Source organism: Streptomyces sp. NPDC030893, assembly GCF_055571535.1.
In genome coordinates, this window is sequence record NZ_JBVIFC010000001.1 from 1011368 (window position 1) to 1031500 (window position 20133).

General features: G+C 73.9%; 19 protein-coding genes and 1 riboswitch. Of the genes, 9 read left to right on the forward strand and 10 right to left on the reverse strand.

Annotation, left to right across the window (positions count from 1 at the left end; all coding sequences use genetic code 11):
* Positions 1–2 precede the first annotated feature (2 nt).
* Together thiS and thiO are read right to left on the reverse strand one after the other, a co-directional pair.
* Positions 3–203 carry a sulfur carrier protein ThiS gene (thiS, locus tag ACZ434_RS04525; protein WP_468451675.1) on the reverse strand — a complete coding sequence of 67 codons (201 nt, stop codon included), beginning with the start codon at positions 201–203 and terminating at the stop codon, positions 3–5.
* On the reverse strand, positions 200–1366 hold the full coding sequence (gene thiO / locus ACZ434_RS04530) for a glycine oxidase ThiO (protein ID WP_468451677.1): 1167 nt from the start codon (positions 1364–1366) through the stop codon (positions 200–202). The genes thiS and thiO overlap by 4 nt, the downstream gene beginning before the upstream one ends.
* Positions 1364–1475: riboswitch (TPP riboswitch) on the reverse strand. Its footprint overlaps the gene before it by 3 nt.
* A 41-nt stretch (positions 1476–1516) precedes the next feature.
* On the opposite strand from thiO, the gene ACZ434_RS04535 reads away from it, so the two are divergent.
* From ACZ434_RS04535 to ACZ434_RS04560, 6 genes are all read left to right on the forward strand, one after another.
* Positions 1517–1888, forward strand: coding sequence for an avidin-fold protein (locus tag ACZ434_RS04535; RefSeq protein ID WP_468451679.1), 372 nt, complete (start codon positions 1517–1519; stop codon positions 1886–1888).
* Positions 1889–1897: 9 nt separating this feature from the next.
* Positions 1898–3139 carry an NAD(P)/FAD-dependent oxidoreductase gene (locus ACZ434_RS04540; protein WP_468451681.1) on the forward strand — a complete coding sequence of 414 codons (1242 nt, stop codon included), beginning with the start codon at positions 1898–1900 and terminating at the stop codon, positions 3137–3139.
* Positions 3140–3209: 70 nt separating this feature from the next.
* Entirely contained in the window at positions 3210–3575 is a 366-nt protein-coding gene (locus ACZ434_RS04545) for an Rv2175c family DNA-binding protein (RefSeq protein ID WP_468451683.1), read from the forward strand.
* Positions 3576–3774: 199 nt separating this feature from the next.
* Complete coding sequence (thiE, locus tag ACZ434_RS04550; RefSeq protein ID WP_468451685.1) at positions 3775–4437, forward strand: thiamine phosphate synthase; 663 nt, start codon at positions 3775–3777, stop codon at positions 4435–4437.
* Positions 4438–4544: 107 nt separating this feature from the next.
* Positions 4545–5468: a methylenetetrahydrofolate reductase [NAD(P)H] gene (gene metF / locus ACZ434_RS04555; RefSeq protein ID WP_468451687.1), complete on the forward strand. Its 924-nt coding sequence runs from the start codon at positions 4545–4547 to the stop codon at positions 5466–5468.
* Between the two features lie 56 nt (positions 5469–5524).
* Positions 5525–6463, forward strand: coding sequence for an SCO2102 family sporulation regulator (locus ACZ434_RS04560; RefSeq protein WP_468451689.1), 939 nt, complete (start codon positions 5525–5527; stop codon positions 6461–6463).
* A gap of 7 nt (positions 6464–6470) precedes the next feature.
* Here the strand turns inward: ACZ434_RS04560 and ACZ434_RS04565 are convergent, their stop codons facing one another.
* From ACZ434_RS04565 to ACZ434_RS04580, 4 genes are all read right to left on the reverse strand, one after another.
* Positions 6471–7985, reverse strand: a complete 1515-nt coding sequence (locus tag ACZ434_RS04565) for a phytoene desaturase family protein (protein ID WP_468451691.1) — start codon at positions 7983–7985, stop codon at positions 6471–6473.
* A 427-nt stretch (positions 7986–8412) separates the two neighbouring features.
* Positions 8413–9042 carry a TetR/AcrR family transcriptional regulator gene (locus ACZ434_RS04570; protein WP_468451693.1) on the reverse strand — a complete coding sequence of 210 codons (630 nt, stop codon included), beginning with the start codon at positions 9040–9042 and terminating at the stop codon, positions 8413–8415.
* 35 nt (positions 9043–9077) lie between these two features.
* Positions 9078–11162, reverse strand: coding sequence for a YhgE/Pip family protein (locus tag ACZ434_RS04575; RefSeq protein WP_468451695.1), 2085 nt, complete (start codon positions 11160–11162; stop codon positions 9078–9080).
* Positions 11134–11946: an ATP-binding cassette domain-containing protein gene (locus ACZ434_RS04580; protein WP_468451697.1), complete on the reverse strand. Its 813-nt coding sequence runs from the start codon at positions 11944–11946 to the stop codon at positions 11134–11136. The genes ACZ434_RS04575 and ACZ434_RS04580 overlap by 29 nt, the downstream gene beginning before the upstream one ends.
* Before the next feature lie 166 nt (positions 11947–12112).
* On the opposite strand from ACZ434_RS04580, the gene ACZ434_RS04585 reads away from it, so the two are divergent.
* The 3 genes from ACZ434_RS04585 to ACZ434_RS04595 all read left to right on the forward strand — a co-directional run bounded on the left by ACZ434_RS04585 (position 12113) and on the right by ACZ434_RS04595 (position 14323).
* The gene (locus ACZ434_RS04585; RefSeq protein ID WP_468451699.1) at positions 12113–12613 is read left to right on the forward strand and encodes an SAV_6107 family HEPN domain-containing protein; all 501 of its coding nucleotides are present in this window, start codon (positions 12113–12115) and stop codon (positions 12611–12613) included.
* A 246-nt stretch (positions 12614–12859) separates the two neighbouring features.
* The gene (locus ACZ434_RS04590) at positions 12860–13630 is read left to right on the forward strand and encodes a methyltransferase (protein WP_468451701.1); all 771 of its coding nucleotides are present in this window, start codon (positions 12860–12862) and stop codon (positions 13628–13630) included.
* Between the two features lie 288 nt (positions 13631–13918).
* Positions 13919–14323, forward strand: a complete 405-nt coding sequence (locus ACZ434_RS04595) for a DUF3040 domain-containing protein (RefSeq protein WP_468451703.1) — start codon at positions 13919–13921, stop codon at positions 14321–14323.
* A gap of 193 nt (positions 14324–14516) precedes the next feature.
* Here the strand turns inward: ACZ434_RS04595 and ACZ434_RS04600 are convergent, their stop codons facing one another.
* From ACZ434_RS04600 to ACZ434_RS04615, 4 genes are all read right to left on the reverse strand, one after another.
* Positions 14517–16856, reverse strand: a complete 2340-nt coding sequence (locus tag ACZ434_RS04600) for a transglutaminase TgpA family protein (RefSeq protein WP_468451825.1) — start codon at positions 16854–16856, stop codon at positions 14517–14519.
* Positions 16857–16903: 47 nt separating this feature from the next.
* Positions 16904–18265, reverse strand: coding sequence for a DUF58 domain-containing protein (locus ACZ434_RS04605; protein WP_468451705.1), 1362 nt, complete (start codon positions 18263–18265; stop codon positions 16904–16906).
* Positions 18265–19314 (reverse strand): AAA family ATPase, encoded by a 1050-nt coding sequence (locus ACZ434_RS04610; protein WP_468451707.1) that lies wholly within the window; start codon positions 19312–19314, stop codon positions 18265–18267. The genes ACZ434_RS04605 and ACZ434_RS04610 overlap by 1 nt, the downstream gene beginning before the upstream one ends.
* A 261-nt stretch (positions 19315–19575) precedes the next feature.
* Positions 19576–20124, reverse strand: a complete 549-nt coding sequence (locus ACZ434_RS04615) for a beta-class carbonic anhydrase (RefSeq protein WP_468451709.1) — start codon at positions 20122–20124, stop codon at positions 19576–19578.
* Positions 20125–20133: the final 9 nt, after the last annotated feature.

Consider the following 20133-nt stretch of genomic DNA (forward strand, 5'->3'; position numbering starts at 1 on the left):
GTTCAGCCTCCTTGGACGGCGGTGAGGACCTCCACCCGGTCCCCCTCCGTGAGGGGAGTGGTGGGCCACTGCGCGCGCGGGACGACGGTTTCGTTGAGGGCGGCGGCCACCCCGGAGGGCGCCGCGGTGAGGGACCGCACGACGAGGTCGAGGGCCGTGCCGGGTGAGAACACCCGGGGCTCCCCGTTGACGGAGATGTTCATACCGGTTGCTCCGTGAGGACGGCGGCGCCGAAGCGCCGGGGGGTGAACGGGCGGGCCTCCGCCGGCAGTTCGCCGGTGGTCAGGACGTCCGCCATGGCGTCCCCGGTGACCGGCGCCAGCAGGACGCCGTTGCGGTAGTGGCCGGTGGCCAGCAGCAGCCCGCCGAGCCCGGTCGGGCCGAGCAGCGGCGCGTTGTCGGGGGAGCCGGGACGCAGTCCGGCCCGGGTCTCGGTCAGCGGCAGCTCGGTGATGCCGGGGACCAGCTCGTGGGCGTCGCGCAGCAGCTCGTACACGCCCCCCGCGGTCACGGTGGTGTCCCAGCCCAGCTCCTCGCTGGTCGCGCCGATCACCAGCTCGCCGTTCTCGCGCGGCACCAGATAGACGTGGCTGCCGCGCACGACGGCCCGCACCGTCCGGCTGAGGAAGGGGCCGGGGCGCTCGGGCATCGTCAGCCGCACCACCTGCCCCTTCACCGGCCGCACCGGCGGCAGCACGTCCGCCGGGACGCCGTCGAGGCGTCCGCTGAGGCTGCCCGCGGCGAGCACCACCTGCCCGGCGCCCAGCCCGGTACCGTCGGAGGTGACCACGCCCGTCGCGCGGTCGCCCGTGACGACGAGCCGCTCGGCCCACGCGCGGTGCATCCGCACACCCGCCCGCTCGCACGCGGTCACCAGGGCGGCCGCCAGCCGCCGCGGGTCGATCTGATGGTCGCCGTCCACCCGCAGCCCGCCGCGCACCCCGGGCGCGAGCATCGGCTCCAGACGCCGGCACTCCCGCCCGGACAGCCACTGCGACTCCAGCCCCGACCGCTGCTGCAGGGCGTGCAGTTCGCGCAGATGGGCGCGGTCGTCGGCGTCCAGGGCGACGGCGAGCGTGCCGCAGCGGCGGTAGCCGAGGTCCTGGCCGGTCAGTTCGGCGAGTTCGGCGGCGAAGCCGGGGTAGCGCCGCGCGGAGGCGAGGTTCAGACCGAGCAAGGTCTCCTCGCCGTAGTGCAGTTCCGTGACGGCGGCCAGCATCCCGGCGGCCACCCGGGCGGCGCCGCCGCCCGGCTCGGGGTCCACCACGGCCGTGGCGAGCCCGCGTTGCGCGGCCCGCCAGGCCGTCACCAGACCGATGACCCCGCCCCCTACGACGAGGACGTCCGAGGTGCGCGTGGGCGACATGGGCGTCCAGCCCCTCCCTTCGCCGGCATGACCCGGATCAGGTTCGTACGGTCGGAGGCCGCCAGCCTCCCTCTCAGCCCGGTGCGTCCGGGCTCCCGCGAGTGCTTTACGTTGGCCACCCTAGCAACGCGCCTGCAAGGGAGCCTCCAAGTGGCCCGATCTCTCGACGGACTCGTCCTCGCCCCGGTCGCCGACCAGGCCCCCGGCCAGGTCGGCACCCGCACCCGGTTCCACTACCACGAGCGGGACGGCGAGATCTGGGCCGAGTACGAGGGCGGTGACGTCGTCCGCGGGCACCTGGTGGGCACCCGCGCGGGGGACCGGCTGGACTTCCGGTACGTGCAGCTCAAGCGGGACGGCACGACGTCCTCCGGACACTGTGTTTCGACGGTCGTCGAACTGACCGACGGGCGGATACGGCTGGAGGAGGACTGGGAGTGGGAGTCGCAGCCCGGCAGCGGGACGAGCGTGGTGGAGCAGCTCGGCCCGAGCGGCGCCGGGCGAGGCGCCCCGGGTGTCTAAGGTGATCGGGTGAGCGAGCAGACGCAGGAACCGGGACGGTCCGCACCGCGGCGGGTCGTGGTGGCGGGCGCGGGCATGGCCGGTGTGCAGACCGCGGCCGCCCTGCGGGAGCAGGGGTTCACCGGCACCGTGACCCTGATCGGCGCGGAGCCCCACCAGCCCTACGACCGGCCGCCGTTGTCCAAGGCGGTGCTGCTGGGCAAGGCCGAGGACTCCGCCTTCGACGTCGACTTCGAGGAACTCGGCATCGAACTGCGGCTCGGCTGCGAGGTGCTGGGCCTGCGCCCCGCCGACCATCAGCTCGACACGGAGGCCGGGCCCGTCCCGTACGACGTGCTGGTGCTCGCCACCGGTGCGGAACCGGTGCGGCTGCCGGGCGCGGACGGCATCCCCGGCGTGCATCTGCTGCGCACCCTGGACGACGCCGAACGGCTGCGCCCGGTGCTCGCGCGGCAGCACGACATCGTGGTCGTCGGCGCCGGCTGGATCGGCGCCGAGTTCGCCACGGCGGCCCGGGAGGCGGGCTGCGAGGTCACCGTCGTGGAGGCCGCGGAGCGGCCGCTGGCCGAGGCGCTGCCCGCGGAGGTGACCGCCCCGATGACCGCCTGGTACGCCGAGGCGGGCGTCACGCTGCGCACACACACGCGCGTGCGGCGCGTCGAGGAGGGTGCCGTGGTCCTGGACGACGGTACGCGGCTGCCCGCGGGCGCCGTGGTCGTCGGCATCGGGGCCCGGCCCGCCACGGCCTGGCTGGCGGGTTCCGGAGTGGAGCTCGGGGAGCGGGGCGAGGTCGTCGCCGACCGCCGTCTGAGGACCTCCGTGCCGGACGTGTACGCCGTCGGCGACTGCGCGTCGTTCCCGTCCGGGCGCTACGGCGGGCGTCTGCTGGTCCACCACTGGGACAACGCCCTTCAGGGGCCGCGCACGGTCGCGGCGAACATCCTGGGCGGGCCGGCCGGCCGGGAACCGGCGGTGTACGACCCGGTGCCCTACTTCTGGTCCGAGCAGTTCGGGCGGTTCGTCCAGTACGCGGGACACCACGCGGACGCCGACCGCACCGTGTGGCGCGGGGACCCGGACGGGGCGGCGTGGAGCGTCTGCTGGCTGCGGGGGTCCCGGCTGGTCGCGCTGCTCGTGGTGGGGCGGCCCCGGGACCTGGCGCAGGGCCGCCGGCTGATCGAGGCGGGCACCGCGATGGACGCGGGGCTGCTGGCGGACCCGGCGCGGCCGCTGAAGTCCGCGATGGCGTGACGCGCGACGCGTCCGCCCGGGTGGCGGGGGCTGGCTTCCGACTGTCAGTGGCAGGTGGCAGGCTTGTCCCGTGACCGAGATTGACGCAAAGATCGATGCCCTCGTCCCCGAGTGGCTCACTCTCCCCGACATCGCCGAACAGTTCGGCGTCGAGGTGACGCGCGTACGGCAGCTGGTCAAGGAGGGCCAGCTCATCGCCGTACGCCGGGGTGAGAACCGCGCGCTGCACGTGCCCGCCGCCTTCATCGACGGGGACAAGGTGGTCAAGGGCCTGACCGGAACCCTGACGCTCCTGCGGGACGACGGCTTCACGGTCGAAGAGATGCTGGAGTGGCTCTTCACCCCCGACCCGACCCTGCCCGGCACCCCCGCGCAGGCCCTCGGCGAGAACCGTGGCACGGAGGTGAAGCGCCGGGCCCAGGCACTCGCGGTCTGACCCGCCCCCGACCGACCCGGAAGTCCGCACCGCACCGGTCGGGGCGCCCGGAGCCCCGGCCGGGGACCCGCGTGCGCCGGTGTGGCGGGTGGGGCGGGTTCGCTGTCGTCCCGCCGGGCAGGCGGGGCTCGCCGCCGTCCACCGGGCGGGAACACGCCCGTCCGGTCCGTACGTCCATGACACCTGGGGGGACACCCGTATGACCGACACCGCACGCGACCGGCTGGCCGGTGCCCGGCTCTATCTGTGCACCGACGCGCGCAAGCGGCAGGGGGACCTGCCCGAGTTCCTGGACGCGGTGCTGGCCGGCGGGGTCGACATCGTGCAGCTGCGGGACAAGGGCATGGAGGCCGCCGAGGAACTGGAGCATCTGGCCGTCCTCGCCGACGCCTGCGCCCGGCACGGCAAGCTGCTCGCGGTCAACGACCGCGCGGACGTCGCCCACGCCGCCGGCGCCGGCGTCCTCCACCTCGGCCAGGGCGACCTCCCCGTCCCCGCCGCCCGCGCCGTCCTCGGCGAGGACATCCTGATCGGCCGTTCCACCCACGCCGAGTCGGAGGCCGCCGCGGCCGCCGTCCAGCCCGGGGTGGACTACTTCTGCACCGGCCCCTGCTGGCCCACCCCCACCAAGCCCGGCCGCCACGCCCCCGGACTGGACCTCGTCCGGTACACCGCCGCCCTGGACACCGAGCGCCCCTGGTTCGCCATCGGCGGCATCGACCTGGGCAACCTCGACGCGGTCCTGGACGCGGGCGCCCGCCGGGTCGTCGTGGTCCGCGCGCTCACCGAGGCCGACGACCCGGGAGCGGCGGCCGCCGAGTTCGCGGAGCGGCTGCGGAAGGCCGCTCCGGACGCCGGATGACCCCCGCGCGTCTCAGAACTGTCCAAAGGGTGGACAGCAAGTCGACAAATAAGACAAATCTCCCGCTTTTGGTTGGGGGACCGCGGCACCCTGGCTAACCTGCCGGTATGGCCCTCGGAACCGCATCCACCAGGACTGACCGCGCACGCACCGTGCGCGACATGCTCGCCACCGGCAAGACGACCTACTCCTTCGAGTTCTCGGCGCCGAAAACCCCCAAGGGCGAGCGGAACCTGTGGAGCGCGCTGCGCAGGGTCGAGGCGGTCGCTCCCGACTTCGTCTCCGTGACCTACGGCGCGGGCGGTTCCACCCGCGCCGGCACGGTCCGCGAGACCGAGCAGATCGCCGCCGACACCACCCTCACCCCGGTCGCCCATCTCACCGCCGTCGACCACTCCGTCGCCGAACTGCGCAACATCATCGGCCAGTACGCCGACGCCGGGATCCGCAACATGCTCGCCGTGCGCGGCGACCCGCCCGGCGACCCCATGGGCGACTGGGTGCCGCACCCCCAGGGCCTCACCTACGCCGCCGATCTCGTCCGGCTCATCAAGGAGTCGGGCGACTTCTGTGTCGGCGTCGCCGCCTTCCCGGAGATGCATCCGCGCTCGGCCGACTGGGACACCGACGTCGCCCACTTCGTCGACAAGTGCCGGGCGGGCGCCGACTACGCGATCACCCAGATGTTCTTCCGGCCCGAGTCGTATCTGCGGCTGCGTGACCGAGTCCACGCCGCGGGCTGCGAAACCCCCGTGATCCCCGAGGTCATGCCGGTGACCAGCGTGAAGATGCTGGAGAGGTTGCCAAAGCTCAGTAACGCCGTGTTCCCCGACGCCCTGAAAGAGCGGATCCTCACAGCGAAGGACGATCCGGCGGCGGTACGCTCCATCGGTATCGACTTCGCCACGGAGTTCTGCGCGCGGTTGCTGGCCGAGGGAGTGCCGGGACTGCACTTCATCACGCTGAACAACTCCACGGCGACGCTGGAAATCTACGAGAACCTGGGCCTGCACCACCCACCGCGGGCCTAGACCGGTCGCACGGACATACGACACACTGCGTAGCGACCACTGGGAGAGGGGCGTACATGGGCTGGGCGGTCCTCTACATCGCGTTCGGCATCGTCGCGCTGTGGTTGCTCGGTGAGGTGCTGCTGCAGTACAAGGCGCGGCTGCGCTGGCGGCTGCTCGCCTTCGCCGGTTTCCTCGGCGTCGTGCTCGGGGTGCTGATCCCGTCCGTGATCGTCATCGGACTGGGCGCCGCCGCCTTCGCGGTCGGCCAGACCTACGTCACGCTGTCGTTCCGCCGCGGTTTCGCGGCCGGCTGGGCGGTCAACGCGCCCGCGCTGGCCGCCGCCAAGGGCGGCCGCGGCGGGCGCGGGCGTCAGGAACCCACCCTCGAGGTCTCCGACCTGGAGACGTCCCGCGACGGCTACGGCGACGAGGACGACCACGACCGCACCGGCTACGGCGCGGACGACGACGACCGCGACGACGTGTTCACCCCCGCCGCCCGCCCCGACCAGCCGACGGCCGCGGAGACCACCGCCGTCTACGAACCGCAGCCCATGCCCGACGACACCGGCTCCTACGGCGTCTACGGCGGCGACCAGGGGTACGCGGCCCCGGCCCAGGACCAGTACGCGGCAGCCACCCAGGGCGCCGACCAGAACTACGCCTACGACTACTCCGGTTACGGCCAGCAGCAGGGCTACGACACCACGGGCCAGCAGTACGCCGCCTACTCCGACCCGTACGTCGGCAACACGACGTACGGCAACGGGTCGTACGACACCGGCTACGCCGACCCGCAGCAGTACGGCCAGCAGCAGGGCTACGGCCAGGACGGGTACGGCGCGGGCTACGGCGGCGAGACCCCGGCCGGCGGGCTGTGGGTCCCCCAGCAGCGCAGCGCCGACGACCCGTACGGCGGTGAACTCCCGCCGGAGCAGCAGCAGTACCCGTACCAGGACAACGGGCAGACGCACGGCAACGGCAACGGGTACGACGAGCAGTACCGCTTCTGACGCGGGCTCACTGCGAGCCGCGGAACTCCGGCCCCTCCACGATCAGCCCCGCGACCAGCGCCCCCGACATCCCGGCGTGCGGCAGTCCGCCGCCGGGGTGCGACCAGCCGCCGACCGTGAACAGCCCCGGCAGCCCTGTGGCGTTGGCCGGGTGCAGCAGCCGGCCGCCCGCCGCGGCCAGCGCCGGCACCGGCACCGCGCCGCCCTCCGCGCCCGTCTCCGCGGCGATGTCGGACGGCGTGCGCACCTCGTGCCAGAGGAGCCGGTCGCGCAGCCCCGGTACGGCCCGCTCGGCGACGGCGATCAGCTTCTCGGCGTGCCCCTCCCGGGCGTCCCGGGCGTCCGGGGCGTCCGTGGCTGCCACGGGCACCGCGGCCGTCACCGTGACCGCCTCGTGGTCCGCGTCCGGGACCAGGGCCGGATCGTCCGGCCGCAGGACGGTGACCGTGGGGCGCTCGGGCAGGCTCCCCGGGGCACCGAACAGCGCCTCCAGCTCCGCCCGGCGGTCCGGCGCGTGCACGACCGTACGGTGCGCCGTCCCCTCCGGACGCCCGCCCCGCAGCGCGAGCAGCACCGTCACCCGGCTCGCCGCCCCCCGCCGGGCGGGCACCTCCCCGGCACCGCGCACCGGTGTCCCCCGGCTCAGCCGGTCCAGCACCCCCGGGGCCACCCCGGCGACCACGAAGTCCGCCTCCGCCACCGAGCCGTCGGCCAGCTCCAGCCCCGCCGCCCGGCCGTCCTTCTCCAGCACCCCGGCGACCTCCGCGCGGAAGCGGAACTCCACCCGGCGGGCCAGGCACCGCTCGTACACCGCCCGCGCCAGCTCCCGCATGCCGCCCCGCACGTACCAGGTGCCGAAGGCGTGCTCCATGTACGGCAGCACGGCCGCGCTCGCCGGGGTGTCACGGGGATCGAGCCCGTGGGCGAGCGCGTGGCTCTCCAGGAGCGCGGTCAGCCGGGGATCGCGCAGCTCCCACGCGCCGACCTCGGCGAGCGTGCCCGCCGTGCGCGTGCGCAGCAGCCGCTTGTGCGGGACCGCCGGATAGGGCTCGCGCTCGGCCAGCACCCGCCAGTTGGGCCACAGCGGCTCCTCCAGCAGCGGCCGGCGCGAGCGGTCCCAGGCCTCCCGGGCCCGCACCAGGAAGTCGCCCCAGCGCCGGGCCGCGACAGGGCCCAGGGACTCCTCCAGGGCCGCGACGACGCCCGCGCGGGAGGCGTCGGGCAGCGACACGCGGGTGCCGTCCGCGAACACGTGGTGCGACGACGGATCGACCTGCACCAGCTCGACGCAGGCCTCCAGCGGCTCCTTGCCGGTCTTCACGAACAGATCGCGGTGGACGGCCGGCAGGGGCAGCAGGCCCGGCCCCGTGTCGAAGGCGAACCCCTCCCGCTCCACCCGGCGCAGCGCGCCGCCGTACGTCTCCGTCCGCTCGTACACCGTCACCCGGTGGCCCGCGACGGCCAGCCGGGCGGCGGCCGCCATCGCGCCCATCCCGGCGCCGATCACCGCAATCCGTGCCATGTCCGGGACTTTATCCGCAGGCACCGACAGCCCGTCCCCGAGTACCCGCGCCCCCGTCCGGGTGACCAGCCGCCCCGGCGGCGGCCGTGGGGCCGGGTGCGCACGTCTGAGTACCCGTACCTAGAGGCCCAGTTGAGTACGCACGCGGATGGGGGCCGACCTGCGGGAACGAGAGAGTGGAGACCACGGAGAGGGGCACGGCCCCCGGAACCGGCGGCACGGGGCGCCGGAACGGGGACCGGGCCCGCGATCCGCTCCTTCCGCCGGCGCCGTCGGCGGAAGCGAGGCACGGGGGAACCCGGGGGACGACCGCAACGGGGGTTCACGGGGGAATGTACGGGGGAGCAGGGAAGGCGCCGGTCCGACCGGTGGCCCGCGGGGGACGCGGCCACCGCCGGACCGGCGCCTTCATGTGTTCCGAAGAGGCTCAGGGGCGGCCGCTGACCCGCCCCTGCAGCAGCCGGGACAGCGCCGCGTGCACCTCGTCCAGGGAGCGCTCGGGCTGGAACGACTTCCAGTCCAGCGCCGCCACCAGCACCATGCCCACCAGTGCCGCGGCCGTCAGCGGCACGTCGATCTCCTCGCTGAACTCGCCGCTCGCCACACCGTCGTGCAGCACCCCCTCGACCACCGCCACCGCCTGCTGCCGCACCACCAGCAGGGTGGACTGCCAGGCCCGGTTGGTGCGCCACAGCTCCGCCACGTACAGCTGGGTGAAGGCCGGGTAGCGGTCGATGAAGACCAGCCCCGCGCGGATCATCGCGTCCAGCGCGTCGACCCTGCCGCCGCCCTCCCCGGCCGTCCGCTCGGCCGCCTCCCGCAGCGAGGCGGTCAGCAGTCCGACCCCGTGCCGCAGCAACTCCTCGAAGAGGACCGACTTGCTCGCGAAGTTGTAGTAGACGGTGCCCTTCGCGACCCCCGCCCGCTCGGCGATCTCGTCGACGGTCGTGGCCGAGAAGCCCTGCTCGGCGATGAGGGTGACGGCCGCCTCGTAGAGCTTCTGCCGGGTGGCCTCGCGGCGGGGACTGCCGCCCGGCGTGGTGCTGCTGCTTTCCATGGTCCTGATTGTCACAGGAGCACCGGTCCGCCCGTTCACAAGGTCAGTTCCGGGTGCAGCCGGTCCAGCGTCCACACCTGGCGGCGGCGGGCCGACAGCGCGGTCAGCGCCAGTGCCCCCGCGGTGAAGGCCGCCAGCACGGCGCAGGCCTGCCACACCGGCCCGAGACCGCCGCCCGTGATCAGCCGCCGCAGCGCCTCCACGACGTGGCTCATCGGCAGGAACGGGTGCAGCGCGTTGAAGAACGCCGGACTCGTCTGTACGGGGTACGTGCCGCCCGCCGAGGTCAGCTGGAGCATCAGCAGCGCGAGGACGAGGATGCGGCCGGCCGCGCCGAAGCGCGCGTTCAGCCACTGCACGATCGCCGCGAAGCACGCCGTGACCAGGAACAGGAAGCCCACCGTCCCGGCCGCCCGCGCCATCTGCAGCCCGAGCGCCCAGTGCAGTACCGACATCAGGGCCACCGTCTGCAGCACCCCGATGGCCACCACGGGCAGCCAGCCCGCCAGCGCGATCCGCCAGGCCGGGGCGCCCGCCGCGAGCGCGCGCCGGTTCATCGGCGCGATCAGCATGTACGCCACCATCGCGCCCACCCACAGCGACAGCGGGATGAAGTACGGGGCGAAACCGGTGCCGTAGTTGGGCGCCTTGTGCGGATCGCTGGAGACGAGCCGCACCGGGTCGGCCATCACCTCGGTGCGCCGGTCACGGTCCCGCTCGTCGTAGTCCGGGATCCTCTCCGCGCCGTCGTGCAGGCCGCCGGCCAGCTCGCCGGAGCCGTCGGCGAGCTTGTACAGACCGCCCTCGAGGTCGTCCGCGCCGGTCTTCAGGTCGCCGACGCCCTTGTCCAGGTTCCTGGCGCCGGTCTCGGCGGTGCCGAGGCCCTTGTGCAGCTTCTTCGCGCCGGCGGCGACCTTGCCGGCCCCGGTGTCGAGCTCGTTGATCCTGGTGACGGCGTCCTCGAGGTCCTCGGAGAGGTGCGGGGCGCGCTCGGCGAGCGTCCGGGCCTGCTTCTCCAGGGTGGCGAGCTGTCCGTCCAGCTTCTTCCACTCCGCGCGGTGGCCGGTGACCAGGGCGCCCACGTCCTCGGCTGCGGCCGCCGCCGTGGCCACCGCGTCCCTGGCCTTCTTCAGGTCCGCGCAGGCGGGATCGGGCAGGGCGGCGTCCTCGCAGCGCGCCTTGTGGACGCCGTCCACGGTGCCGGACGCCGCGCGGGCGTCCTTCGCGGCGGCCGGCGCCTGCTCCTTCAGCGCGTCCAGATCGCCGCGGAGCCGGCCGGCCGAGTCGGCGACGAACCGCGCGGTGGCGCCGATGGCCTTCTCGTTGTCCTTCAGGAACGGCCCCACCTCGGCGTCGACCGCGTTCACCCTGTCGGCGAGCCGGCGCGTCCCGTCCGCGACCTTCCTGGAGCCGTCCTCCAGGTCGCCCGCACCGTCGTGGAGGCCCTTCAGGCCCTTGGACAGCTTCCCGCTGCCCTTACGGGCGTCCGTCAGGCCGTCGGCGAGGTCCCTGGAACCCTTCTCCGCCTTGCCGATGCCGCCGTTCAGTTCGTCGGCGCCCTTCGCGGCCTTCACGGTCTCGCCGTGGATGTCGGAGAACGAGACGAAGATCCGGTCGAGGAAGGTGCGCGAGGCCTTGGTGGACGCGGCCTGGCGCACCTCGCCGAAGACCGTCCGGGAGATCTGCCCCACGATGTAGTTGTTGGCGTCGTTCGTCCGCACCCGCAGGGCACCGGTCTCGGGGGAGTCGCCCGAACCGGAGGCGATACGGCGGCTGAAGTCGGCCGGCATGGTCAGCGACAGGTAGTAGGTGCCGTCCTCGACCCCGCGCCGGGCCTCGTCCGCGCTCACCTCCCGCCAGTCGAAGGTGTCGCTGTCGCGCAGCCCCTCGGCGATGTCGTCGCCCGCGGTGATCCGCCGTCCGTCGGCGCTCGCCCCCTTGTCGTCGTTCACCAGCGCCACCGGGATCCGGTCCAGGCGGCCGTACGGATCCCAGAACGACCACAGGTACAGGGCGCCGTACAGCAGCGGCAGCACCAGCAGGGCGACCAGCGCCGCGCGCGGCAGGGCGCCCCGGCCGAAGCGCCGGAGCTCAAGAGCGGCCAGTCTCGGCGCACGCATCGGCCGCCGCCTCCTTCGCCTGGTCGTGGGTGTCCGTCTCGTCGTGCGGGTCCGCCTCCTCGTGCGGGTCCGCCTGGTCGTCCCGGCCGGGCGCCGTGCGGATGACGACCGCGTCGCGCGGTGCCTCGCGGCACACGGCCAGCACGGTGGTGCCGGTCTCGGTGAGGGACCGCAGGAGGGTCCAGATCTCCTCCCGTTCGGCGGGGGAGAGCTTCAGGTCGGTGTCGTCCACCCCGATCAGCCGGGGACGCCCCAGCAGTGCCAGCGCGAGCGACAGCCGCAGCGCCTCCACCCGCTCCAGGTCCCGCACGGCCGTTCGCGGGCCCTTGGGCAGGCGGGCGGGGTCCAGGCCGGCCGCGGTCAGCGCGGTGCCGACGCGTTCCTTCTCCTCACGCGCGCGCCCACCGCGCGAACGCGTGAGGACCTCGGTGAACGAGCCGCCGAAACGGCGCCGCATCAGCGCCTGTTCGCGCAGGTGCTCGCCGACGGTGAGCGCCGGGTCGAGGTCGGTCACCCCGCCGACGTGCGCGAGGGCGCTGCGGCGCCGCACGGCGGCCATCCGCCCGGGCAGTTCCAGCCCGCCGACGGCGGCCGTGCCCTCCGTGGGCCGCATCCGCCCGGTGAGCGCGAGCAGCAGGCAGGTACGGCCCGAACCGGACGGCCCCTCCACCGCGATCAGCGAGCCGGGTTCCGCGTCGGCCGAGACACCGCGGAAGGCCCACCCCCGTGGGCCCCTGAGGCCGAAGTCGTCGGCCGTGACGGCGAGTCCGGGCGGATCGTCCACAGCGCCCCCCACTTTTTGAACTGACTGGTCAGTGCAAAAACTAGCCCGAACGACCGCTCGAAGCAAAAGCCCAGGTCGGAACGGATTGTCAGTGCCATACCTCACGATGTGTCATACGGCCACCCGTCTCGGGGCGTGCCGTCACGAAGACGACAGGAGGTTCGTCATGGCCCACTCGTCCGCAGCCGCCGCACGTCGGCGCCGCGCAGCCGGCCCTGCCCCCTCACTGAACGGCCCGGCGAGCGACGTCCACCCCGTGCTGCGCCGCGCCGCGGCCCCGCCCGCCGCCCTCGACCTGCTCGCCCAGGCCCGTGCCGGACTCGACGAGGCCGCCGTCCTCGAAACACCGAACGAGCGCTACGCGACGGCCCACCTCGCCGCCCTGCGCACCGCCGCCGCCGTACTCGCCGCCCGCGGCCGGCCGGAGACCTCGCCCCGGGGGCGGGCCAGGATACGGAGCGCCTGGGAAGTGCTCCCCGAGATCGCGCCCGAACTCACCGAGTGGAGCGCGCTGTTCGCCTCCGGCGCCCGCCGCCGCGCCCGCGCCGAGGCCGGCATCCAGGGCGCGGCGACCACCCGCGACGCCGACGACCTGATACGCGACGTGACGATGTTCCTCCGCCTGGTGGAACACATGCTCTCCCCCCAGCCGCTCCTCCACCCCTAGGCACCCCGAGGGGTGCGGGGCTGTACCGACATGCGGCTCCGCCGCGCGGGCGCAACGGGGGTCCGGGGGCGGAGCCCTCAGGGACGGGACGGGAAGGGGCGGCGGGGGCGAACCGGACACCTCCACACTCCAGGCCCCCAAGCCCCCAGCCAGGTGACCAGCCCCCGCGCCGCAGGCCATAGGGTGGGGAGCACAGCCCAACCACCCCGCCGGGCCCCGGCGGGACCCCGCCGAGGAGTCACTACCGTGTCGGACCCGATGCGACCCCGCGCCGCTCTCCGTACCGCCGTGGTCTGGGAGGTCCTCCAGGACGCCCTGGAACGCCGGGTCAAGGCGACAGGGCGGCCGGCGCTCGACATCCTCGACACCGGCGGCGGCAGCGGCAACTTCGCCGTACCCCTCGCCCTCCTCGGCCACCGGGTCACCGTCGTCGACCCCAGCCCGAACGCGCTGTTCGCCCTGGAGCGCCGCGCGGCCGAGGCCGGTGCCGCCGACCGGGTCCAGGGCGTCCAGGGAGACGCCCACGGCCTCTTCGACGTGGCCGAGCGCGGCGGCTACGACGTCGTGCTCTGCCACGGCGTGCTGGAGTACGTCGACGACCCGGCCGAGGGCATGCGCAACGCGGTGGCCGCACTGCGCCCCGAGGGCGTCCTCAGCCTGCTCGCCGCGGGCCTCGGCGGCGCCGTGCTCGCCCGCGCCCTCGCCGGCCACTTCGCGGAGGCCCAGCAGGCGCTCGGCGACCCGAACGGCCGATGGGGCACGGGCGATCCGATGCCGCGCCGCTTCACCGCGGAACAGCTCACCGCGCTGGTGGAGGGCGCGGGCCTGCGGATCGCCGCCGTGCACGGCGTACGGGTCTTCGCCGACCTGGTCCCCGGCGCGCTCGTCGACACCGAGCCCGGCGCCCTGGACGCCCTGCTGAAGCTGGAGGCCGCGGCGGCCGAACTCGCCGCCTTCCACTCCGTGGCCACCCAGCTCCATGTGCTCGGTGAGACGGAAGGGGCCCGGGGGGCCTGAGTCAGAGCTGTGGCGCGCCGCTGATCAGCGACGCGTCCGGCGGCCCCGCCGTGCATGGAGTGCGCCACAGGCCCCCCGAATGGCGGCCGGGCGCCGTATGATCGAGGGAGACCGCCCGGCATGACGGGTCGGCCGCCGGGGAATGAGAAGCCTCAGCGGGCCGGGACGTGATGGCTGGAACCGGTTGGCCAATTGGCGCAGAGGGGCGGGTTTCACGGGGGCGATTCCCTGCCTATCCTGAAGGGACCCCCCGGGTCGCCCCGGCGACTGCACGATGAGGAGGACTCCGTGCCGCTCTCGGAGCACGAGCAGCGCATGCTCGAGCAAATGGAGCGAGCGCTGTACGCCGAAGATCCCAAGTTCGCGACGGCGCTCGAGGGAAGCGGACTGCGTACGTACACCCGGCGACGGGTCTACCAGGCGGTCGCGGGCTTCCTCGTGGGTATTGCGCTCCTCATGGCCGGTATGGTCGCCCAGCAGGTCTGGCTCAGTGTCGTGGGGTTCCTCGTGATGCTGGGCTGCGCGGTACTCGCCGTGACCGGCTGGCGCAAGGCCCCGAAGCCGGGCGAGCAGGGTGCCGGCGGGCCCGGTGCCGCCCCGCAGGCGGGGCGTCAGGGCAGACAGCGTCGCTCCATGATGGACCGCATCGAAGAGCGGTGGCAGCGGCGCAGGGACGAGCAGGGCGGGCGTTAGGTCCGCCTTCTGGCGCATCGAGACATGGTCGAGGGGGTGACCACCCACGCGGGTGGTCACCCCCTCGACCATGTTGCTGTGCGGGCGTCCCGAGGAAGCCCGGGGAAGCCCGGGGGAGTCCGACGGCCAGATCCGCCCGAGAGAACGGCGGAGCGGCCCGCAGGTGGACCCGCGGGCCGCTCCGCCGTTCGGCTCAGCCCTGCTGGCGGAACGGTCGGCGCCAGGCCGGGCGGAGGGAGAGCAGACGGGTGCGGAGGTCCGCCCACCGGGCCGACACCGCCCAGACGACCCGGACCACCGACCGCGGAGCGAACGTCGCGCGCAGCCGTTCCCGCCGGCCGGCCGTGCCGCGCAGCCCCGCGATCACCTGCCGCACCTCGTCCGCCAGACCCGCCACCGGCCGCGGCCGCGGCGCGTACAGGACCTGCTCCACCGCGTCGGCGACCCGGTGCACCGAGACCGCCGCGCTCTGGTCGAGACGGCCCAGCCGCACGATCCGGGCGGCCGCCCCGCGCGGGGTCAGCGACTCGTCCGGCGAGATGCCGTGGTCCCACGCCGTGTCGGTCAGCTCGTCCCACAGGGCCAGCACGTACGGCGCCGTGTCCGCATCCGACCGACCGTGCCCGCCGAGCCGCACCGCCCGGGTCCGCAGCCGCCACAGCATCGGCGACAGGGGCAGTGCCAGCACGGCGAGACCGGCCAGCGCCCACAGCAGCAGCGCGTACCACTTCGGTCCGTCACCGCCCGAGGGGAGCGCCACCTGCGGCGACTCGCTGCCGCACCCGTCCAGCCTCCTGCGCTCCGGCGAGCAGCTCTCGCTCTCCGAGGGCGCCGCGGACGACTCCTCGGGGGCCGCCTGGGACGGCCGGGCCGGATCGGGCAGCGTGCTGTCGGAGGCCTCCGGCACGGTGTACGCCGGCGTCGAGCCCCGGGTCGGGGTCGGCTCGAAGCGGGTCCAGCCCGCGCCCTCGAAGTACAGCTCCGGCCAGGCGTGCGCGTCCCGCAGCCCGACCGAGATCGTGCCGTCCGCCTGCGGGGTGCCGGGGGCGAAGCCCACCGCTACCCGTGCCGGTATGCCCAGCGAGCGGGCCATCGACGCCATCGCGAAGGAGAAGTGCACACAGAAGCCCTGCTTGTCGCGCAGGAAACGGGCGATCGCCCGCGAACCGCTGCCGACGTCCACCTCGGTGTCGTACTCGAAACCGCCGTTCAGCGTGAAGTACTCCTGGAGCTTCACCGCCTGGTCGTAGGCGCTGTCCGCGCCCGCGGTGACGTCCCGGGCGGTCTGGGACACCACCGCCGGCAGGGACTCCGGCAGCTCGGTGTACTCGCGCTTCAGGCCGGGCGACGGCTCCGGCGCGGCGGCCAGCTGCTCCGCCGTGGGCTGCACGTCGAGGCTGCGCACCTCGTACGACAGACCGCGGGTGTTCTGGCCGTGGTCGCCGACCAGCGTCATGCCGACCGGCTCGTAGCGCCAGTTGCCCCGGATGCTCACCCCGCTCGGCGGGTACGGCATCGGCAGCCAGTCCTGCGCGTACCAGTCGGCGGTCGAGACCGTCGTGCCCACCTCGGTGCGCCCGATGCCCGGGCCGAGGCCCGGCGGGGTCGGGAAGCGGTCGTCGGGCACCGTGGTGATGGAACGCTTCGACGGCTTCCACGTGGTGCCGTCGAAGTCGTCCAGGGACACGATCCGCAGATACAGGTCCGAGGTGTCCGCCATCTCGGTGCGCACCGACAGCACCTGGCGGTCCTCGTCCACGTTCAGCGAGTCGCGCAGCGACACCAGCGGGTTCACCGCGGAGATGGTGCCGCCCCCGCCGCCGCCCGAGCCGACGCCCGAACCGGCGGGGTCCAGCAGGCCGCCGTTCATCGTGGGCAGGCCGAGCGGCACCACCAGGGCGATGCCCACCGCGAGCACACCGATCCGCCGCCCGGTGCGCACCGGCGCCACGGCACCCGGCTGGTCCGAGCCCGGACCGCGCGCCGTGCCGCTGAACACGCGGCCCCACTGGGAGAGCCGGTCGCGCCCCTCGGCGAGCAGCAGCATCAGGTAGCCGACCGCCGCCAGCAGGAACCACAGCCAGTCGATGCCGTTGTCGGACAGTCCCGCGGCCACCGAGTACAGGGCGAGCAGCGGAAGGCCGGCCGGGGCCGCGCTGCGGAAGGTCACCGCGAGGGTGTCCACCAGCAGGCCGATCACCAGGACCCCGCCGACCAGCATCAGCCGGATGCCGTCGGTCAGCGGTGCCGGGATCGCGAACCGGCTGACGTCGTCGCCGCCCTGCTCCAGCAGGTCGGCGAAGAAGCGGACGGCGTCCGGGCCGGGTATCAGCCCGGCGAGGGCGTGCTCCCGCGCGAAGAACAGGGTCAGCAGCAACAGCGTCACGAGGACCTGCGCCGCCACCGTCACCGGGCGTGCCAGCGGCACCCGCCGGGCGGCCGCGCCCACACCCGACTGCACCGCCAGCAGCAGCGCCGACTGGACGAGCCAGGTCGCGTTGTCGACCAGCGGCACCAGGGCGCACGCCGCCATCAGTGTCGCCGCCCACGCACAGATGGCCAGCCTCGCCCGCCCGCTGATCACGGTCCCTCCCCACCGCTCGCCGCGGCCAGGCCCGAACGCTCCCGGTCCGCCTGCCGCCACAGCTCGTCCAGCGAGGCGCCCCGCGGTACTCCCACGACGGTCCAGCCCGCCTCACGCAGCATCCGCAGCCGTTCCTCGCCCTCGTCCAACGGACCGGCCAGGTCCGCCGGTTCCCGCAGCCAGGTCTCACTGTCCAGCACGAACGCCAGGGCACCGCCGCTGCGGTGCCGCATCCGCGCCAGCACCGCGGCCTGCTCCTCGTCGAGGTCGCCGAGGAAGGCCACCAGCAGCCCCTCGTTGCCGGCCCGCAGCACGTCGTAGGCGCGGGACAGGCCGTCCTCTTCGGAGTGGTCCACCACGGCCAGGGTGTCCATCATCAGCCCGGCCGCGTCCGCCGACTCCTGGTTCACCCCCGCGAAACCGTCGGACCCCTCGCCCGGCACCGAACTTCCGGTGTCGGTCAGCAGCCGCACCGAGAAGCCGCGCTCCAGCATGTGCACCAGCACGGAGGCCGCGCCCGACACCGCCCACTCGAACGCCGAATCCGGTCCCGCGCCCTCGTAGGCGATGGCCCGGGTGTCCAGCAGCACCGTGCACCGGGCGCGCTGCGGCTGCTCCTCGCGGCGAACCATCAGCTCGCCGTAGCGGGCGGTGGAGCGCCAGTGCACCCGGCGCAGATCGTCGCCGTAGCGGTAGCCGCGCGGGATGACGTCGTCCTCGCCGGCCAGCGCCAGCGAACGCTGCCGCCCGTCGCCGTACCCCTTCGCCTCGCCGCTCAGCCGCACCGGCGGCAGCGGCACCACGCGCGGGATCACCGTCAGCGTGTCGTACGTGGAGAAGGACCGGGTCAGCTCGCACATCCCGAACGGGTCGGACAGCCGCAGCTGCAGCGGGCCCAGCGGATAGCGCCCGCGCAGATCGGAGCGGACCCGGTAGGACACCTCGCGGCGTCCGCCCGCCTCCACCCGGTCCAGGACGAACCGCGGGCGCGGGCCGAGCACGTAGGGCACCCGGTCCTGGAGCATCAGCAGACCCGTGGGCAGCCGGGAGACGTTGTCCATCCGCAGGTGGACCCGCGACTCGGAGCCGGCCGGCACCCGCCCCGGGGAGAGCCGGCGGCTGCCGGCGACCCGGTAGCGGGTGCGGTAGAGCACGGCCGCGCACACCAGCGGCAGCACCGCCAGCAGCAGCCCGACCCGCAGCAGATCGCTCTGCCCCAGCACATAGGCGCAGATCGCGGCGGCCACGCCGGCGGCCAGGAAGGAGCGCCCGCGGGTGGTGAGCCCCGCCAGGGCGGTCCTGACACCGCTCCGGTCGCCCGTGTCGCCCTCGGCGTGGACGGCGCCGGCGTCGGTCATCACAGCCTCCGGGGCGGCTGCTGGCCGTAGCCCGGGCCGCCTCGGCCGAGGCCGCTGACGGGGGCGTTCGCCGGTGCCTGCGGCCGGTCCGCGGGCACCGGGGTGCGCTGCAGGATCTCCTGCACCACCTGTTCGGCGGTACGGCGGTTGAGCTGGGCCTGCGCGGTGGGCAGCAGCCGGTGGGCGAGCACGGCGACGGCGAGCGCCTGCACGTCGTCCGGCAGGGCGTAGTCCCGGCCGCCGAGGGCCGCCGACGCCTTCGCCGCGCGCAGCAGATGCAGCGTCGCGCGCGGCGAGGCGCCGAGTCTGAGATCGGGGTGCGTGCGGGTGGCGGCGACCAGGTCCACCGCGTACCGGCGGATCGGTTCGGCCACGTACACGTCGCGCACCGCCTCGACCAGCTTCACGATCTCGTGCGCGTGCGCCACCGGCTGGAGGTCCTCCAGCGGGGAGACCCCGCCGTGCACGTCCAGCATCTGCAGCTCGGCCTCCGCGCTCGGGTAGCCGACCGAGACGCGGGCCATGAAGCGGTCGCGCTGGGCCTCCGGCAGCGGGTAGGTGCCCTCCATCTCGACCGGGTTCTGCGTCGCCACGACCATGAACGGGCTGGGCAGCTCGTAGGTCTTGCCGTCGATGGTGACCTGGCGCTCCTCCATCGACTCCAGCAGCGCGGACTGCGTCTTCGGCGAGGCGCGGTTGATCTCGTCGCCGATCACCACCTGCGCGAAGATGGCACCCGGCTTGAACTCGAAGTCACGGCGCTGCTGGTCCCAGATGGACACGCCGGTGATGTCCGAGGGCAGCAGGTCCGGCGTGAACTGGATCCGTCGCACCGAACAGTCGATCGACCGTGCCAGTGCCTTGGCCAGCATCGTCTTGCCGACTCCCGGGACATCCTCGATGAGCAGATGTCCCTCGGCGAGCAGTACGGTCAGCGAGAGCCGTACGACCTCGGGCTTTCCCTCGATCACGCCTTCCACAGACTCCCGCACGCGCTCCACGACGGCGGTCAGATCAGTGAGGCTCGCTCGATCGTCATAGGTCGTCACCCGGCCCTCCTCGGCCTTTCCCCGCGCTCCGAAAGGAGCGGGGTCACCCCAAATGTCCCGGGCCGACGCCTTGCTGTGTGCGGCGGCCCACCCCGAATCACGGACACCACGCGGGAAAAGTTCCGCGTGACACCACTCCCGCATTGTTGCCGCCGTTACCGATTCGTGTCACTCGCCTGTGGACAACTGACAGCGATATGTCAGCTTTTACGACCGGGAGCGGCTCCGGAATTCGAACGGTCTCCGGGGCGGGCGGCCAGGTCAGGCGGGGTCGACCTCGCGCAGCAGGCCCGACTTCACGTCGAAGACGAATCCGCGCACATCGTCGGTGTGCAGCAGGAACGGCGAGGTGCGCACCCGGGCCATCGACTGGCGCACGTCCTGGTCGACGTCGCGGAAGGCCTCCACGGCCCAGGCGGGGCGCTGGCCCACCTCCATCTCCAGGTCGTGCCGGAACTCCTCGGTGATGGACTCCAGGCCGCAGTTGGTGTGGTGGATGAGGACGACGCTGCGGGTGCCGAGCGCGCGCTGGCTGATGGTCAGCGAGCGGATCACGTCGTCGGTGACGACGCCGCCCGCGTTGCGGATGGTGTGGCAGTCGCCGAGCGAGAGGCCCAGCGCGGCGTGCAGGTCGAGGCGGGCGTCCATGCAGGCCACCACGGCCACGTTCAGTACCGGGCGCGCGTCCATCCCGGGATCGGTGAAGGCGGCGGCGTACTGGCCGTTGGCGTCGACCAGACGGTCGGTGACCGTGCCGGGGGTGGCGGTGGCGTTCGTGGAGCCTGCGGGAACCGATGCGGAAGTCGTCATACTCATGAC